The organism is Algoriphagus boseongensis, from assembly GCF_004362805.1.
Classification (GTDB): domain Bacteria; phylum Bacteroidota; class Bacteroidia; order Cytophagales; family Cyclobacteriaceae; genus Algoriphagus; species Algoriphagus boseongensis.
Window position 1 is genome coordinate 25,097 of record NZ_SNYF01000011.1, and the last position, 16,035, is coordinate 41,131.

General features: G+C 39.0%; 13 protein-coding genes. 10 read left to right on the forward strand and 3 right to left on the reverse strand.

From position 1 onward, the window contains the following. Window positions 1-2 precede the first annotated feature (2 nt). Window positions 3-434, forward strand: coding sequence for a tRNA (adenosine(37)-N6)-threonylcarbamoyltransferase complex ATPase subunit type 1 TsaE (gene tsaE, locus DFQ04_RS17505; RefSeq protein WP_133558293.1), 432 nt, complete (start codon window positions 3-5; stop codon window positions 432-434). Continuing rightward, the gene (locus DFQ04_RS17510) at window positions 424-1,635 is read left to right on the forward strand and encodes an alanine dehydrogenase (RefSeq protein ID WP_133558295.1); all 1,212 of its coding nucleotides are present in this window, start codon (window positions 424-426) and stop codon (window positions 1,633-1,635) included. Before tsaE ends, DFQ04_RS17510 begins: the two co-directional genes overlap by 11 nt. Here DFQ04_RS17510 and DFQ04_RS17515 read toward each other — a convergent pair whose 3' ends face one another. After that, a complete protein-coding gene (locus tag DFQ04_RS17515; protein ID WP_133558298.1) occupies window positions 1,636-2,109 on the reverse strand; it encodes a response regulator in 474 nt (157 codons plus the stop codon). It abuts the gene before it with no gap. 200 nt (window positions 2,110-2,309) lie between these two features. Here DFQ04_RS17515 and DFQ04_RS17520 point away from each other — a divergent pair, with 200 nt between their 5' ends. The 5 genes from DFQ04_RS17520 (at window position 2,310) to DFQ04_RS17540 (ending at window position 9,101) form a co-directional block, all read left to right on the forward strand. After that, window positions 2,310-4,586 carry an Rv1355c family protein gene (locus DFQ04_RS17520; RefSeq protein ID WP_133558300.1) on the forward strand — a complete coding sequence of 759 codons (2,277 nt, stop codon included), beginning with the start codon at window positions 2,310-2,312 and terminating at the stop codon, window positions 4,584-4,586. Between the two features lies 1 nt (window position 4,587). Then, complete coding sequence (locus DFQ04_RS17525; protein WP_133558302.1) at window positions 4,588-5,298, forward strand: hypothetical protein; 711 nt, start codon at window positions 4,588-4,590, stop codon at window positions 5,296-5,298. Continuing rightward, the gene (locus tag DFQ04_RS17530) at window positions 5,291-7,402 is read left to right on the forward strand and encodes a sensor histidine kinase (RefSeq protein WP_133558303.1); all 2,112 of its coding nucleotides are present in this window, start codon (window positions 5,291-5,293) and stop codon (window positions 7,400-7,402) included. Before DFQ04_RS17525 ends, DFQ04_RS17530 begins: the two co-directional genes overlap by 8 nt. Next, entirely contained in the window at window positions 7,395-8,486 is a 1,092-nt protein-coding gene (locus DFQ04_RS17535; protein ID WP_133558305.1) for a hybrid sensor histidine kinase/response regulator, read from the forward strand. The genes DFQ04_RS17530 and DFQ04_RS17535 overlap by 8 nt, the downstream gene beginning before the upstream one ends. Before the next feature lie 75 nt (window positions 8,487-8,561). Further along, complete coding sequence (locus DFQ04_RS17540; RefSeq protein WP_133558307.1) at window positions 8,562-9,101, forward strand: inorganic diphosphatase; 540 nt, start codon at window positions 8,562-8,564, stop codon at window positions 9,099-9,101. 17 nt (window positions 9,102-9,118) lie between these two features. Here DFQ04_RS17540 and DFQ04_RS17545 read toward each other — a convergent pair whose 3' ends face one another. Together DFQ04_RS17545 and DFQ04_RS17550 are read right to left on the reverse strand one after the other, a co-directional pair. Next, window positions 9,119-9,577, reverse strand: coding sequence for a hypothetical protein (locus DFQ04_RS17545; RefSeq protein ID WP_133558309.1), 459 nt, complete (start codon window positions 9,575-9,577; stop codon window positions 9,119-9,121). Beyond that, window positions 9,564-10,169 (reverse strand): acyl carrier protein phosphodiesterase, encoded by a 606-nt coding sequence (locus tag DFQ04_RS17550; protein WP_133558311.1) that lies wholly within the window; start codon window positions 10,167-10,169, stop codon window positions 9,564-9,566. The genes DFQ04_RS17545 and DFQ04_RS17550 overlap by 14 nt, the downstream gene beginning before the upstream one ends. A 63-nt stretch (window positions 10,170-10,232) precedes the next feature. Here DFQ04_RS17550 and DFQ04_RS17555 point away from each other — a divergent pair, with 63 nt between their 5' ends. The 3 genes from DFQ04_RS17555 to DFQ04_RS17565 all read left to right on the forward strand — a co-directional run bounded on the left by DFQ04_RS17555 (window position 10,233) and on the right by DFQ04_RS17565 (window position 16,019). After that, window positions 10,233-12,158: an AAA domain-containing protein gene (locus tag DFQ04_RS17555; RefSeq protein ID WP_133558313.1), complete on the forward strand. Its 1,926-nt coding sequence runs from the start codon at window positions 10,233-10,235 to the stop codon at window positions 12,156-12,158. 201 nt (window positions 12,159-12,359) lie between these two features. After that, on the forward strand, window positions 12,360-14,903 hold the full coding sequence (locus DFQ04_RS17560; protein ID WP_133558315.1) for a DUF7133 domain-containing protein: 2,544 nt from the start codon (window positions 12,360-12,362) through the stop codon (window positions 14,901-14,903). Window positions 14,904-14,921: 18 nt separating this feature from the next. Continuing rightward, window positions 14,922-16,019: a sugar phosphate isomerase/epimerase family protein gene (locus DFQ04_RS17565; protein ID WP_133558317.1), complete on the forward strand. Its 1,098-nt coding sequence runs from the start codon at window positions 14,922-14,924 to the stop codon at window positions 16,017-16,019. The last annotated feature ends 16 nt before the right edge of the window (window positions 16,020-16,035 follow it).

Genomic DNA, 16,035 nt, shown 5'->3' on the forward strand with positions numbered 1-16,035 from the left:
GGTTGAAGACATTAACCTACGATTTGACAACGATTAAGTCTGCAGCTCAGTGGCTTATTGACCAAGCCGGCTCAGAAAAAATTTGGGTTTTTCAGGGGCAAATGGGTGCAGGAAAAACCACCTTGATCAAGGCGCTTGCTAATCATCTAGGTGTTGAAGATGAAGTAAGCAGTCCTACTTTTGGGATAGTGAATGAATATTCAGGTCGATCCGGTCAAAATATCTATCATTTCGATTTTTATCGGATGGATGACCCGTCTGAAGCTTTGGATATCGGAATAGAAGAGTATTTTTATAGTGGAAGTTATTGCTGGATCGAATGGGCAGAAAAAATTGCCCAATTTATTCCTGATGATTTTCTTTTGATTAAACTTGAAATTCTCTCCGAGAATTTAAGATCCATTCACCTCCAACATAGCCGAGATGCCGACTGATTTTCCCGAACTAACCTCTGTGGGGCTGATGACCAAAGAATCACCTCTTGCTGTGAAAAAAGGCTCTAGACCTTTGCATGTTGGGATTCCAAAGGAAGTTTCACCCCATGAAAAAAGAGTTTCTCTGACTCCAGAAGCAGTGGGTTTGTTGAGTAATAATGGTATTCAGGTGGTGGTTGAGGCTGGAGCCGGGCTTCATGCCAAATTTAAAGATCAGGATTATTCAGATGCAGGGGCTACAATTTCATATTCCCGCAAAGAAGTTCTACAAACGGACATTTTACTAAAAATTGATCCTCCTTCTGTTGAAGAAATCAAGGAAATGTCTTCTGGGGCTTGTTTGATCTCTGCTCTTCAGCTAGAAAATCAAAGTGCTGATTTTATTCAAGCACTCAATGAAAAGAAGATTACCGCTGTTGCTTTTGAGTATTTAGAAGACAAAGTAGGCGGGATGCCCGTAGTCCGGGCCATGTCTGAAATCGCAGGAAGTACGGTCATGCTTATCGCAGCCGAGTATCTTTCCAGCGTAAATGAAGGGAAAGGATTGATTTTGGGAGGAGTTACGGGAGTTCCTCCAACTCAAGTAGTAATTATTGGAGCCGGAACAGTGGCGGAATATGCAGCCAGAACTGCTCTAGGTTTGGGTGCAAATATTAAGGTTTTTGACAACCATATCTATAAGCTGAGGAGAATCAAACACCTGATTGGGCAGCAGATTTATACTTCTACTTTGGATAATTTTAGCCTGACGCATGCCCTAGCCGAAGCCGATGTGGTCATAGGAGCTTTGAGGGCAGAAAAGGGAAAAAATAAAATTGTAGTAACGGAGGAAATGGTGGCCAACATGATGCATGGAAGTATCATAATTGATGTCGGAATAGATCAAGGAGGATGTATCGAAACAGCAAAAATGACTACCCATGACGACCCCATTTTTAAGGTCCATGACGTCATTCATTATTGTGTTCCAAATATTGCCTCGAGAGTTGCTCGAACTGCCTCGTATTCTTTGAGTAATATTTTTACACCCATCATTTTGCAGATGAATGATTTGGGTGGGGCTGAAGAGATGATTTTTAATTACAAATGGTTCCTGAGAGGAGTTTATACCTATAGAGGAAGTCTCACCAATGCTTTACTTGCAAGGAAGTTTGGTTTGAATCACAAAGAGCTGCAATTGCTTTTGGCGGCGAGGTATTGATTAGGATAGGAGGTTTTGTCTAAGCAAAAATTCCAGTTGCTCATTGGCCTTAAGCAAGGCCTGAGTCAGTCTTTCATTTTCTCTTCTCAAAGAATAAACCTCATACGCGTTTTTGATCACGGTACGCAAGTATTCTTCCTCCCATGGTTTGGTAAGGTAATGGTAAACCTGACCTTTATTGATGGCGTCAATTACCGCTTGGATGTCTGTATAGCCAGTAAGTAGTAGTCTTATCGGTTTAGGGTGTACAGGGATTATGCTTTCAAGGAATTCAACGCCAGTTTTTTCAGGCATACGCTGGTCTGTTATGATGATGTCGATTTCTTCATCATTTAGAATTCTTTCTCCCTCTTGTGCAGAAATAGCTAGGAATACCTTGAAATCTCTTCGAAAAGTGGCTTTGAATGCTTGAAGATTGTTTTCTTCATCATCAACATAAAGAATTTTGATTTTTTCCTCAGACTGGCTTTCCATCAATGAAGTACCTCGTAAGTGATTTTTAAAACCAAATAATTGCTTTTTCTCTTAAAAAACAAATGCAGAAAATTGTGATTGAGATATTCAGTACTTTTTGATAAAGAAAATCAATCAACTTAGAAGCAAATTTATCTACTAAAAAATTTTTATTAATTCTGAAAAATCTATATTTACTTCGCTTATCACCCTAAGTGCACATGCTTGAATCTTCAGAAATTGATCTAAAAGGTCGGTTCTATCCTGAGATATACAACCCTAGTATTAAAGAGAGTTGGGAAACAATTCTTGATTTAAAGATGCATCCCTTTCTTACGGTGGTTGATGAAATTGATAGTCAAGTAGCGGATTTGATTAAAGCAGATAATCCTGAAAGGTCTTTTTCAAAAATTGAACTAGATCTTGAAGTCAGAAAATATTTGCCATTATCTGAGAAAGATTTTATTGGAAATTGGATTTTTTACCCTTGGAAAAACACCCTTGTACATGTGCTTCCTAAAGAAGATTTTATAAGAATTAGAACACTCAGAAATAACTTCAAAATTACTCCAGAAGAACAACAAGAATTAGGGAAAAAGAAAGTTGGAATAGTTGGACTTTCAGTTGGCCAAAGTGTCGCTCTTGCAATTTCTCTGGAAAGAGGTTGTGGAGAATTGAGACTGGCTGATTTTGATACCCTAGAGCTAAGCAACTTAAACAGATTAAAGGCAGGCGTAACAAGTCTAGGTCTTGAAAAAGTAGTAATTGCCGCTAGGGAAATAAGTGAAATAGATCCCTATCTGAACATTAAAGTGTACAGGGAAGGAATTAATCAATCAAATATTCATGATTTTTTAACCAGCGGAGGGCACCTTGATCTTTTAATTGATGAGTGCGATAGTTTAGATATTAAACTTTTATTGAGGGAGGAGGCTAAGAAAGAGAAAATCCCTGTTCTTATGGAAACTTCCGATAGAGGGATGTTAGATATTGAAAGATTTGATTTAGAACCAAATAGGCCTAGTTTTCATGGCTTATTAGATGGAGTTAAACCAGAAGATCTTAAAAATCTTTCGAATAAGGAGAAAGTATCGATTGTTTTAAAAATTACTGGCCTTGAAACCCTGTCCTTGAGGATGAAGACTTCACTTCTTGAAATAGGGCAAACAATTACTTCCTGGCCACAGTTGGCCTCAGGAGTATTTTTAGGAGGTGCCTCTGTAGCACATGTCTCTAGAAAGTTATTATTGGGAAGCAATGTGGATTCAGGAAGGTATTACATTGATTTTGACGATATCCTCAAAATCGATTCTCCGTTGGAAGAAATAATAAAACCCAATTATCAGGCGATTTCCGATTTTCAAGAGGAAATCATTTCTCAAATTCCTTCAAATATTCTCCAATCAGCCTATTTTTTATCTAAAGAGGAATTGAAAGAAATTGTGGAAAAGGCAAATTTGGCTCCTTCTGGAGGAAATGTGCAGCCATGGATTTGGGTGTTTGATAAAAAAGGGGTTTTGCACCTTATTCATGACTCGAAGCGAAGCCATTCGATGTTAGATTATAAAGGCACCGGATCTCTAATTGCTTTTGGGGCAGCTCTTGAAAATTTACGATTGGCTTCAGCTAAAATTGGAATTGAAACAGAATTCATTTCTCATATTAACAACTTTGGTGATGAGCTAATTGCTTCGATTAGATTTATTTCCAAGTTTAAAAAACCTGTTGATGTTCCTTATTTGGATCTAGCTGAAGGCATTTCCCTTCGATGTACCAATAGGAAAAATGGAGAAAGAATATTTTTAACTCCCGAAGAAATTGCTGTGTTGGAGAATTTGGCAATCGTGGGTGGTTTAAACCTAAAATTTTCTGAAGATGAATCTGATTTGGAGAATCTTGCAAAAGTGGTGGGTGGAATGGACCGAATGAGGCTATTTCACGATCAAGGGATTGCTGATTTTATTAAAGAAGTTAGATGGTCAGAAAAGGAAGCCATTGAATCAAGAGATGGAATTGATATTGCTACATTGGAGCTTTCTGGTACTGAAAAAGCTGCGATGGGATTATTAAAAGATCCTAGGACAGTAAAATTTTTCAGGAAGTTTTTAATGGGTTATGGCCTTACAAAAATTTCAAAAGACACCTTGTTGACCGCCTCAGGAGTTGCCTTGCTCCAGGGTGGAGAATTTGACCCAAAATCGTATTTAAATGCAGGGAAAGTCTTACAAAGAATATGGATTAAGGCGAATTGTATGGGAATTAGCTTTCAGCCCGTAACAGCAATGTTATTTATTTTTAATCTTGTAGAAAGGGAAAGCAAAAGCGGATTTTCATCAAAAGAGGAACAAGAAATAAAAAAATTGAAGAATGATTTTAATTCAATCTTTAAGAACAAGGAAAATGAGCAAAATTTGTTTCTCTTTAGGCTAAATAAGATGGGAGAACCCAGCGTAAGAGCTTTAAGAAGACCCGTGGAGGAAACATTAATAGTTCTATAATATGTTTAAGTTCAAGGCATTTCGAGCTATTGATGATCCGGTGAGATGTCAAAATTTTATCAAAGGGCATGCAGATGTCTTGAGACAATATGGAGTTACAAAGGTTACCTCATCTAATAATGACTGGATGTATAATCCATTCGTGTATGTTATTACAGTTGAAGTTGAGGAGACAGGAGAAATTGTAAGTGGGCTTAGGATTCACATTGCTCATCCTGATTATCCTTTGCCTATGGAAATGGCAGTTTCACAAGTTGACCACAAGATTTTTGATCTGGTTAAAAAATATTCAGTTGAAGGGACTGGAGAAGTATCTGGGTTATGGAATTCAAAATCTATTTCAGGGTACGGAATTGGAGCAGTATTATTGATCCGGGCAGGAATTGCAATATCTGAACAACTTAAATTAGGATCCTTATTAGCCTTGGTTGCTGAGTATACATTAAAACCATCCCTTCAAAAAGGATTCGAAATTGAAGAGGGAATTGGGAACTCTGGAACCTTTTTTTATCCAAAATTAGATTTGGTTGCAACTTCAATAGTAATGAAGGACCCGTACAATCTTCCCAAGGCGGATCCTGAAGAAAGAGAAATTATTCTTGGAATTCGTAATAATTTAAAATGTGAAAAAACCGAGGTCGGTCCAAAAGGTGATTTTTTGGTAAACTACGACCTTATTTTAGAGAACCCTGATTGGAGAAAAGATGTGTAAAAAAATTATTCTTTTTGTTTTTCTAATCCTTTTTTCAACCTATTCATTTTCATCAGGAAAGGAAAATGGGATAATTAACTGCTTCGAGTATTTATTGGAGGACTCTAATAAGTCTGCCGAAGAAATAGCTTTGTCGCTCGACAAATTCGAAAGTAATGGTTGCAATCAATATAATTTTGGAATCAATAAACAAGTAGTATGGATTAAGCTAAATCCTTCATTGTTTACTCAATTTGATCAGCCTGTCCTGGTTTTGAATTCTTCTTTGGTTGATCATATTGATTTGTTTTCATTTAAGAATGGAGAAGTAATTAATCAATTATCAAATGGGAGATTATCAGATTTTTCTTCTAATCAACGCGATTCTCATAAAATTGCATTCAGCATAACTAGGCAAGAAAAGCAAGCAGACTTTATTTTAGTAAAGCTTGAAAATTCAGATAAGAAAATTTTTATTTCTAACATAATGGAGTCTGGGGACTTCGATGATTCTTTAGAATTTGAGTTTATTTTATTTGGTTTATTGACGGGTGTTTTTGTAGGATTATTTTTCTATAATCTATTTCTTTATTTCTCAGTAAGGGATGATATATATTTTGTGTATGTAGTTCATACTCTTCTGGTTTGGTTCGCTCAAGCTTCGATTCTCGGTTTTACCCAATTTCTTCTTTGGCCCGATTGGGATTGGATGAATTCAAGATCAATAGTTATCTTCTCTTCTTTAGTGAGTATTGTAGGAATTTTATTTCTGAAGATGTTTCTTTCTACGAAGAGGTTTGTTCCTATGCTGGATTTTGGATTTAATTTCATATTTTTTGTATATGGTTTCATTTTGGCCAATGCATTCTTTTTTTCCATAACCTTAAGTTATCAGGTTATTCTAGTTACGCAATCAATAGTAGTTTTGTATGTATTGTATGTTGCTTATGCAGTTTTAAGAAGTGGTTTTAGGCCGGCTAGATATTATTTATTGGCCTGGTCCCTATTTATGATTGGAATATTTCTTTTTGTGTTCAGTGAAATGGGCATAATTCCAACAAATGCTCTTACTGCTTATATTATGCCCTTTGGTTCTGCATTAGAAGTGGTATTACTTTCTTTTGCATTGGCGGATAAAATAAATATTCTAAAAAAGGAAAAAGAGGAAGAGCAAGCTGAGAGGTTACGTGTTTTGAGAGAAAATGAGAATCTTATTCGTGAACAGAATACCATTCTGGAAGAGAAAGTAAAAAGTCGAACTGAAGAATTGGAATTTGCACTGAAAAATCTTCAAAACACCCAAAGCCAGTTGGTGAATCAGGAAAAGATGGCTTCTCTTGGTCAGTTGACTGCAGGTATCGCGCATGAGATTAATAACCCTATCAATTTTGTGAGTTCGAATATCACCCCATTGAAAAGGGATATTAAGGATATTTTGGAAATTATTGATTTCTATCGTGATTCTGGACAAAAAGAATTTACTCCAGAAACTAAGAAAGAAGCCAAGAAATTGGAGGAGGATTTGGAATTGGATTATGTTCTTGATGAGGTGGACCAACTGCTAAAAGGCATGGAAGACGGAGCTAAAAGGACCGTTGAAATCGTAAAAGGGCTAAGACTATTTTCCCGAGTGGATGAGCAGGACGTCAAAAAGGTGGATATTCATGACGGGATTAACAGTACGCTTATCTTGTTGAACTCTTCTATTCCAGGCAAAATCAGAATCTTGAGGGAATTTGGAGAATTGCCTATGGTGGAATGCTTGGCTGGGAAAATCAATCAGGTATTCATGAATATCCTGAATAATGCAGTCCATGCACTGGCTGATCATTTGGATAGCATTCCAGATCCAAAGATTTTAATTACTACAAAATCTTTCTCAGATCATGTTCAAATTGAAATTGAAGATAATGGTCCGGGGATGCCAGACCATGTAAAAAATAAAATTTTCGAACCTTTTTTCACTACTAAACCAGTTGGAAAAGGTACTGGTTTGGGGCTTTCCATAGTTTATTCTATTATTGAAAATCACAAAGGAACCCTGGCTGTAGAAACTGAGGAAGGAAAGGGAACAACTTTTATCATAACACTCCCAATTTATCAAAACGCCCCAAAGTATGATTGATAAAATTCATGTGCTCTATATCGATGATGAGGATAATAATCTCAAGTCATTTAAAGCATCTTTAAGGAAAGACTTTAAAATTTTTACGGCGATTGATGCCGAAGAAGGACTCAGAATCGCTTCTGAAGAAGAAATTCATGTGGTTATAGCTGACCAAAGAATGCCTGGAATGACAGGGACTGAGTTTTTTGAAAAAATGGTCAAGATCAATCCTGATCCTGTAAGGATTCTCCTTACCGGATATTCGGATATCGCCAGCGTAATTGATGCAATTAATAAAGGGGAGGTTTACCGATTTATCGATAAGCCATGGAATATTGAGCAAATCAAGAATTCAATCAAGAATGCTGCAGATATCTTTTTCATGAGAAGAGAGTTAAGGGAGAAAAACCAAAAGCTCAAAAAGTTGCATTCTGAAATGAATCAGTTTGTCTATAGCCTTTCTCATGAATTGAGAGGCCCTTTGATGAGTATTTCGGGTGTTTCAAAATTGGCTAAAATGGAAGTCAATGATCCCAATGTGTTAGAATACTTTGAGATGATTGATACCGCGACTGGCAAGCTGGATGATTTTATTTATAAGATGCTAGACTTTTATCGGTCAACTAAAATCGAAAACAAGGTTACAGAGATTCATTTCAAGGATGTGCTTGATCAACAGATGATTGCGTACCGTGAAAAGTTCGACTTATCCCATTTTCATGTAGAGCTTCAAGTAAATCAGAATTACCCTTTCTTTTCCGATGATTCGAAAATCAGAGTGATTCTCAATAATCTTTTCAGCAACGCGGTACAGTTCCAAAAAAATCAGCACGATGAGAAAAGAATCGGATTGACCGTGGATGTGACTGAGCTTGAAGCTACTATTGTTTTGGAAGACAATGGAATCGGAATTGAAGATCGATACAAGGAAGAGGTTTTTAATCTGTTTTCCCGAGCTACCCAAAAGAATGTAGGTACAGGTTTAGGCCTTTATATGGTCAAGGAAGCAGTAGAACAAATGGGAGGACAAATCTTCCTGGAATCTGAAATCCATCAAGGAACTTCGATTACAGTAGTTTTGCCCAGCATGAAAATCGACTGATTTTTCGGGGACAAGTCATCAGGAAGCGTATCTTTGCAAAAGAAAATTTGAATTTTTTCCAAAAAAAATACGCTTATGATTAATCCATGGCATGATGTAAACATCGGCAAAGATGCTCCAGAGTACGTGATGGGAGTCATCGAAATTCCAAAAGGAAGTAAAGGAAAATACGAACTGGACAAAAAGACAGGAATGTTGCTTTTAGACCGGGTTCTTTTCTCGGCAGTTCACTATCCGGCAAATTACGGCTTTATCCCACAGACCTTTTGCGAGGATCATGACCCGTTGGATATCTTGATCATTTCCCAAATTGATATTCCTTCCATGACTTTGGTGAAAGCAAAAGTTATTGGGGTAATGCGAATGATCGATGGGGGTGAAGCCGATGATAAAATTATCGCTGTAGCTGCCGGAGATCAGTCGGTGAATTATATCGATGATATCGACGAACTTCCACCTCATTTGATGAAAGAAGTTCACCGATTTTTTGAAGACTACAAGAAATTGGAAAATAAGGAAGTAAAAGTAGAAGACTTCCTCGGCAAGGAAGATGCCATGCGGATAATCAACGAAAGTGTCGCGATGTATGATCGGAATTTCCGAACTCCTAGATAAAGTAAAAGCCTGAGCAATCAGGCTTTTTTCGTTTTGATCATTTGCTTTTGAGCTTTCTTTTTGAGGTAATTGACCAATTCGGTGTAGGCCTCATGTTCGTGATTAGAAACTGAAATGGACTGCTGATCCTGAAATGCAATAGTGACTTGTTTGAATTCACGCTTGTTTGCCAGGATCGTTTCTTCCTCCCAAAGCATGATCTCCGATAAAGGATAGACTTTAGTCATTCCTCTCAAAGGGAGTTTAACAATAATGTGTTCCTTTCCTGCGGTGATAAATCTCCATCCTGCCATCATTTTCACCAAAAGCATTAACAAGACCAGTGTGATAATGGAGCAGGCTACCAGATAAAACCAAAGAGGAAATGTTCCTTTGTAAGAAAAATCCCGAAGCAATAGAATCAGCCCTGCCAATAAGACGAGTAAGATTAGACTTAGGGAAATATAGGTGGATATTTTTGGTTTAATGACTACCATGTTTGAGGTGTAATTCGTGGAGTTTTTCTCGGGCAAAAGTCTCCAATTCTCTAAAGAAAGCGAAGAAAATCAATTCAAATTCTGCTTCTTTTTCCAAAAGGACTTCTGGAGCCTCATTCATTTTGGATTCGAAGGTGGTCCTCCTGGATAATCCATTCAGGGATTTTTGGATGCCTTCCAACTCTCGGTAGTGGAGTAACCAGTTTTGGGATTTCATCCAAAAAAACATCTCAGCAAACCGTTCTGGTAGTATTGGGATGTATTTTTCAATTGTCTCATAAGTCTGATCTACAAACTCTTTCAAAGGTTTATCTGAAAGTTTTTCCCAATTTTTTGCTAAAAAATAATCAAAGAAAATATCGGTGATCACACTGCTGTAATGACGAAATCTGGGTCTCAAATAGCTCTGTCCAGCACGAACTAAAGGATGAGAGTCTGTGAAGGTGTCGATTTCCCTATGAAGTAAAATTCCAATTAAGACCTCTCCCTGATAGTTTTTAATCTCCTTTCCTTTGATAAAATCAGCCGCAAAATTCCCAACCAGGACTTCTTCCTGACCAAAGGATAAAAAAGCGTGGGCTAGAAAATTCATGGAATGATTAGAAAAGGAAAACCCTTGGACTTTTACTTAGTTTGTAGGCTAAAATAACCATTGATGCCGAATTACCTCGAAGAATTAAAGCAAGGTCTGAAATTGCTAAAAATGGAATGGCAAGAAGACCTTGCTCAGTACAAGAAAAAGTTTTTGAACACCTCGATTTCTGATAAAAAAAAGGAAGGCATTACTTGGTATCCTGTAGTTCTTAAGAAATCAAAAATCGGAATGGGGGAGCGACTGATTGTGGAGGTGGAAAGAACTGACATCCAGTATCCTTCATCCTTTTCTTCGGGAAAATCAGTTTCTTTTTTTTCGACTCAAGATGGATATACCGGTTCAGAATATCGAGTAAACGGGGTGGTAAACCAAGCCAAAAATGACACGCTAATCATCACCCTTCAGGCGGATGAGGTTCCAGATTGGATGGAAAGCGGAAAGCTTGGGGTTGATTTATTGTTTGATGAAGCCAGTTATCGGGAAATGGAGAATGCCTTGAAAAAGGTGATTTCCTCTGAAAATCTCAGGCTTTCAGAACTACGGGATATCGCTTATGGTCAAAATCCGGTAAAATTTCAACAGATAACCAGTCTCGATTTTTCAGATTTAAACTTTTCCCAAAATCAGGCTTGCCAAAAAATCGAGTCCGCAAAAGACTTTGCCATAGTTCATGGTCCTCCAGGCACGGGAAAGACAACCACCTTAATTGCTGCAATTTCAAGAGCTGTAGAGTTAGGGTTGAGTATTTTGGTTACCGCTCCGAGTAATGCCGCTGTGGATCTTTTGGTGGAAAAATTAATTGACAGAGGGATATCTGCATTAAGACTTGGGCATCCAGCGAGAGTTGAAGAAAAAATTCTGAATCAAACCTTGGATGCCAAAATAGCTTTTCATAAGAGCTATCGAGATTTGAAAAAATTGAGAAAAGAAGCCGAATCCTACCTAAGATTGGCCAAGCAATACAAAAGGAATTTTGGGCCTGAAGAAAAGGCCCAGCGAAAATTAATGTATCAGGAAGTTTCAAGAATCAGAGAGGCAGCCAGTCACTTGGAGGATTATATCCGCACGGATATTTTTCAAAAAACTCAGGTTTTTGCCAGTACCTTGGTAGGGTCATCTTCTTTTCAACTTAAGGGAATGGTGTTTGACGTCGTCTTTATCGATGAAGCTGCACAAGGCCTAGAGGCTGCTACCTGGATTCCGATTTTAAAAGCAAAAAAGGTGGTTTTGGCAGGGGATCATTGCCAATTGCCTCCCACGATAAAGTCTTACGAAGCAGGGAAGCAGGGATTGTCTAAAACCCTTTTTGAGAAGATCATCCAAAGACAACCCGAGTCTTCCCAAATGCTGGAAGTGCAATACCGAATGGCGGAATCGATTATGGGCTTTTCTAATCAGTGGTTTTATGGAGAAAAATTAGAAGCTGCCGAATCTACCCAATCTCATTTTTTTAACTCTGAGGAATCAGTTTTGGAGTGGATAGACACAGCAGGTTCGGGTTATTCTGACCAGGTGGAAGCAGAGAGTCTCAGTACCTTTAATCCCGAAGAAGCCAGATTCGCCTGCAAGTATTTGAATGATACAATCAAGAGAATTGGAATTGCCAGATTTAAGGAAAATAAGTGGACTATAGGTCTTATTGCGCCCTATTCTGCTCAAGTGAGAATGTTGAGGCACTTGATTTTTGAGACGTTCGAGTTTCCAAATTTGAGAGCTTTTGCAGATCTGATTACCATTGATACCGTGGATGGATTTCAGGGGCAGGAACGGGATTTGATGATGATTTCTCTCACCCGATCCAATGAAAAAGGAGAGATAGGATTTTTGTCTGATGAAAGAAGAATGAACGTCGCTCTTACTCGAGCGAAACGAAAATTGATTTTAATCGGGGATTCAGGAACGCTTACTCAGCATCCTTTTTTCGATGCGCTTTTAGCCTATTTCGAAAGTAAAGGAGCTTACAAGAGCGTTTGGGAGTTTTTGTAAATAGTTTTTCTCAAAATAAAATCATGGAAACCGTCTATTGATCAAGGGTATTTGCTTTCTGAAAGGCTAATTCTCCAATTATCATTCTTTGGTTAATTCGGTTTATAAACTCTTGGTATTCCACCTATTTGTAAGGAAATTGGAATCTCAGGTAGAAAGGAATTCAATTTCTTTCCAAGAGTCTCAAACCCAAAATTACTTATGAACCGAAGTTTGTTGTGGATAGGTGCTGTGGCAGTAAGTTTTGTTTTTTCCTGTAAAGAATCCGGTCCTACTCCCGAAACCCCAGATAGTCCTCCAAGAACACCCGAAGAGGAGCTGAGGACTTTTCAGATAGAAAAAGGATTCGAGGTTCAGCTAGTTGCCTCAGAGCCCATGGTGGAGGCTCCAGTCCAAATTCAGTTTGATCAAGACGGTAGATTATGGGTGCTTGAAATGCGGGGTTATATGAATGATATGGAGGGTTCAGAAGAACACCTTCCTGTTGGTTCTGTAGCCATCTTGGAAGATACTGATGGGGATGGGGAAATGGACCACCGTATCGTTTACCTGGATTCTCTGATTATGCCAAGGTCCTTGGGACTTTTTAAAAATGGGGCTCTGATCGCAGAAAATCAATCTTTATGGTGGACAGAAGATTTGGATGGAGACTGGAAAGCGGATGTCAAAACCCTGATTGATTCTACCTATTCTGCGAATGGGTTACCAGAGCATGCGGATAATGGATTTGTGAGAAATCTTGATAATTGGTTTTACAGTGCCAAGTCAAGACTTCGGTATCGCAATTTTGATGGAGTATGGGTTCGTGATTCCACTGAATTCAGAGGACAATGGGGAATCACCCAAGATGATAAAGGCCGGTTGATATATAATTACAATTGGTCCCAGCTCCACGGAGACCTTGTTCCCGCCAATTACCTATCAAGAAATAAAAATCACAAGCCTTCCACAGGGATAGATCACGGCTATACGATTGATAGAAGAGTTTACCCAATACGATCCAACCTTGCGGTCAACCGCGGCTATATTCCAGGGACTTTGGATTCTGCCAATCGCCTATTGGAGTTTACTTCAGCGTGTTCACCTACGATTTACCGAAGTCATCTTTTTCCGAAGGAATATTTTGGGAATGTATTTGTGATGGAAAATGCCGGAAATCTGGTCAAAAGAAATGTGGTCAAGGAGAAAGGGATCTTGATCGAGGCTTTTGATCCTAATCCCGGAAAAGAGTTTTTGGCTTCCACAGATGAGCGGTTTCGACCTGTTCATGGGACAGTTGGCCCTGACGGAGGATTATATATCGTGGATATGTACCAAGGTATTGTCCAGCATGGGGCATACATGACTCCTTATTTGAAGGAAAAGACTTTGGAAAGAAAGTTGGATACACCAGGACACATGGGGAGAATTTGGCGAGTAGTTCCAAAAGGATTTAGGCCAAAGGCTTCACCCAAACTTTCCGAGAAAAACTCCCAAGAATTGGTTGAAATTCTCGCTCATGAGGATGGCTGGTATCGAGATATGGCCCAAAGACTTTTGGTAGAGCAGATGGATCCTAGTTCTATTCTTTTACTGGAAAGTCTTATTAAAAACGGTGATTCCGAACTTGCTAGACTTCATGCCTTATGGACTCTTGAAGGGATGGGAAAGACAAATCCATATCTTTTATTGGAGGTTTTAAAAGGTAATCCTGATCTCCTGAAGTCAGCTTCTCTGCGACTATTGGAAAATGTTGCTTTGGAAAATTCAGTGTTTCTTTCCCAAATAGAGACTGAAGTAAAAAAACAAGTTGGCAGCTCCTCGGAGGAATTTGCTTTGCAGATTGCCTTGAGCAGCTACATCTTTTCTCCAAAGGCCAAATTCACAATTCTCTCTTCAATCCTTGAAAAGTATGGGAATCAAGCACTGATTCGAGATGCGGCCATGAGCAGTTTGGGTGATTTGGAGGCCGATTTTTTACGGACCTTAATGACAAATTCTGCTTGGCAGACTGAGAATCCAGATCGGGAAATTTTCCTTGAAATGTTGGCGGCAGCGGTTGTTACTAAAGGCGATCCAATTGAAATTTCGGGTTTGCTGGCAGGACTTAATCACCCAGAACTAAGCTGGAAAGAAAAAGCTGTTTTGACAGGCATGTCGATTCAGGCGGGAAATGTTGATCAAGTGGGTCAAATTAAAGTTTCTACCGAACCTGAGCTTTTCAAAAGAAAGGATATTCCTCTGGATGGCCTCAAATTGGAAATGCTTATGCGTTTGTTTTCTTGGCCAGGCTTCTCTCCTGATTCTCAACTTGCAGGAACCAATAATCTTGACGAAAGTGGATTGAAGTTATTCACCGATGGCCGACAAAAATACCTTTCTTCCTGCTCAGGCTGCCATGGAAACAACGGAAAGGGAGTGACAAGGATGGGTCCACCTTTGGCGGGTTCTGAATGGGTTCTTGGAGATGAAGTCCGATTGAGTTTGATTTTGCTTCATGGGATTGAAGGTCCTATCGAAGTTCTTGGTAAGAAATACGATGCTCCGGAAATTCTCCCGGTAATGCCTTCTCATTCAACCATGGATGACCGAAGTATTGCCGCGATTTTAACTTATATTAGAAATGAATGGGGAAATCAGGCTCCTGCGGTGACTGGAAGGACAGTGGGTGGAACGCGAGTATTGAACCAAGGGAGGGTTTATCCATGGTCTGAGAAAGAGCTAAATAAGCATATGGAGAAACTTTCCTCAGCCCCCAAACCCTAATCCAAAACCAGCCAGACTATGAATCAAAAAGACAATAAGTCAGAAAATTTCCACGGGAGAAGGGATTTTATGAAGAAATCAAGCCTGGCAGCTCTCGCTTTTTCCATGCCTTTTGCTTCCATGCCGGACTTTCTAAAGGAAATACCAATGGGTGTGGTGGTTCATTCCTATGGAATGCGCTATGGATCCAAGATTCAAAGTCAGAAATATCCGGGTTTTCAAGATGCGCTGGATTTTATGCGGCATTGCCATTCGATAGGGGCTGGAGGAATTCAAACTGGGGTGAGTTCCTGGGCTGATGATTTTTCCAAGAAGGTTAGGGATGAAAGGGAAAAGCTGGGAATGTATTTGGAGGGAAGTATTGGAATGCCTAAAAATCCCGAAGATGTTGCCCGCTTTGAAAAGGAAATTCTATTGGCAAAAGAAGCTGGAGCTCAAGTGATCCGAACAGTTTGTTTGAGCGGAAGGAGGTATGAGAATTTCAAAACTGAAGCTGAATGGGAATCATTTAAAACCAACTCCCTCAAGTCAATTCAATTGGCTGAGCCTATTGTCAGAAAGCATCGCCTGAAACTAGCCATTGAAAACCACAAGGACTGGATGGCTGCCGAGCTGGCAGAATTGATTGAAAACCTGGGAAGTGAATGGGTTGGGGTGACTTTGGATTTTGGAAATAATGTTTCTCTTCTGGAAGAGCCCATGGAGGTGATCCAAACTTTGGCTCCTTATGCTTTCTCTACACACGTGAAAGATATGGGTGTAAAGCCTTATGAAAAAGGCTTTTTGCTTTCTGAGGTTGAATTAGGAAAAGGGATTATTGACCTCAAAGAGGCAATTGCACTTTGCAAAAAACACCAGCCTCAAGTGACTTTCAGTTTAGAAATGATTACCCGTGACCCTTTGGAAGTTCCTTGCCTGGAGGATAGTTATTGGGTCACCTTTGATAAAATGCCTGCATCTGAATTGGCTAAAGTTCTGCGCCTAGTTCAGGATGAAACTTATCCAGGAGAATTGCCTCAGGTCAAAAACCTTTCACCTGAAGAAAAATTAGCCTTTGAAGAAGAAAATGTGGAGAAATGCCTACAGTATTCGAAAAAGATTCTTTTGACGAGCTAAGCTTTCTAGTTCTTGA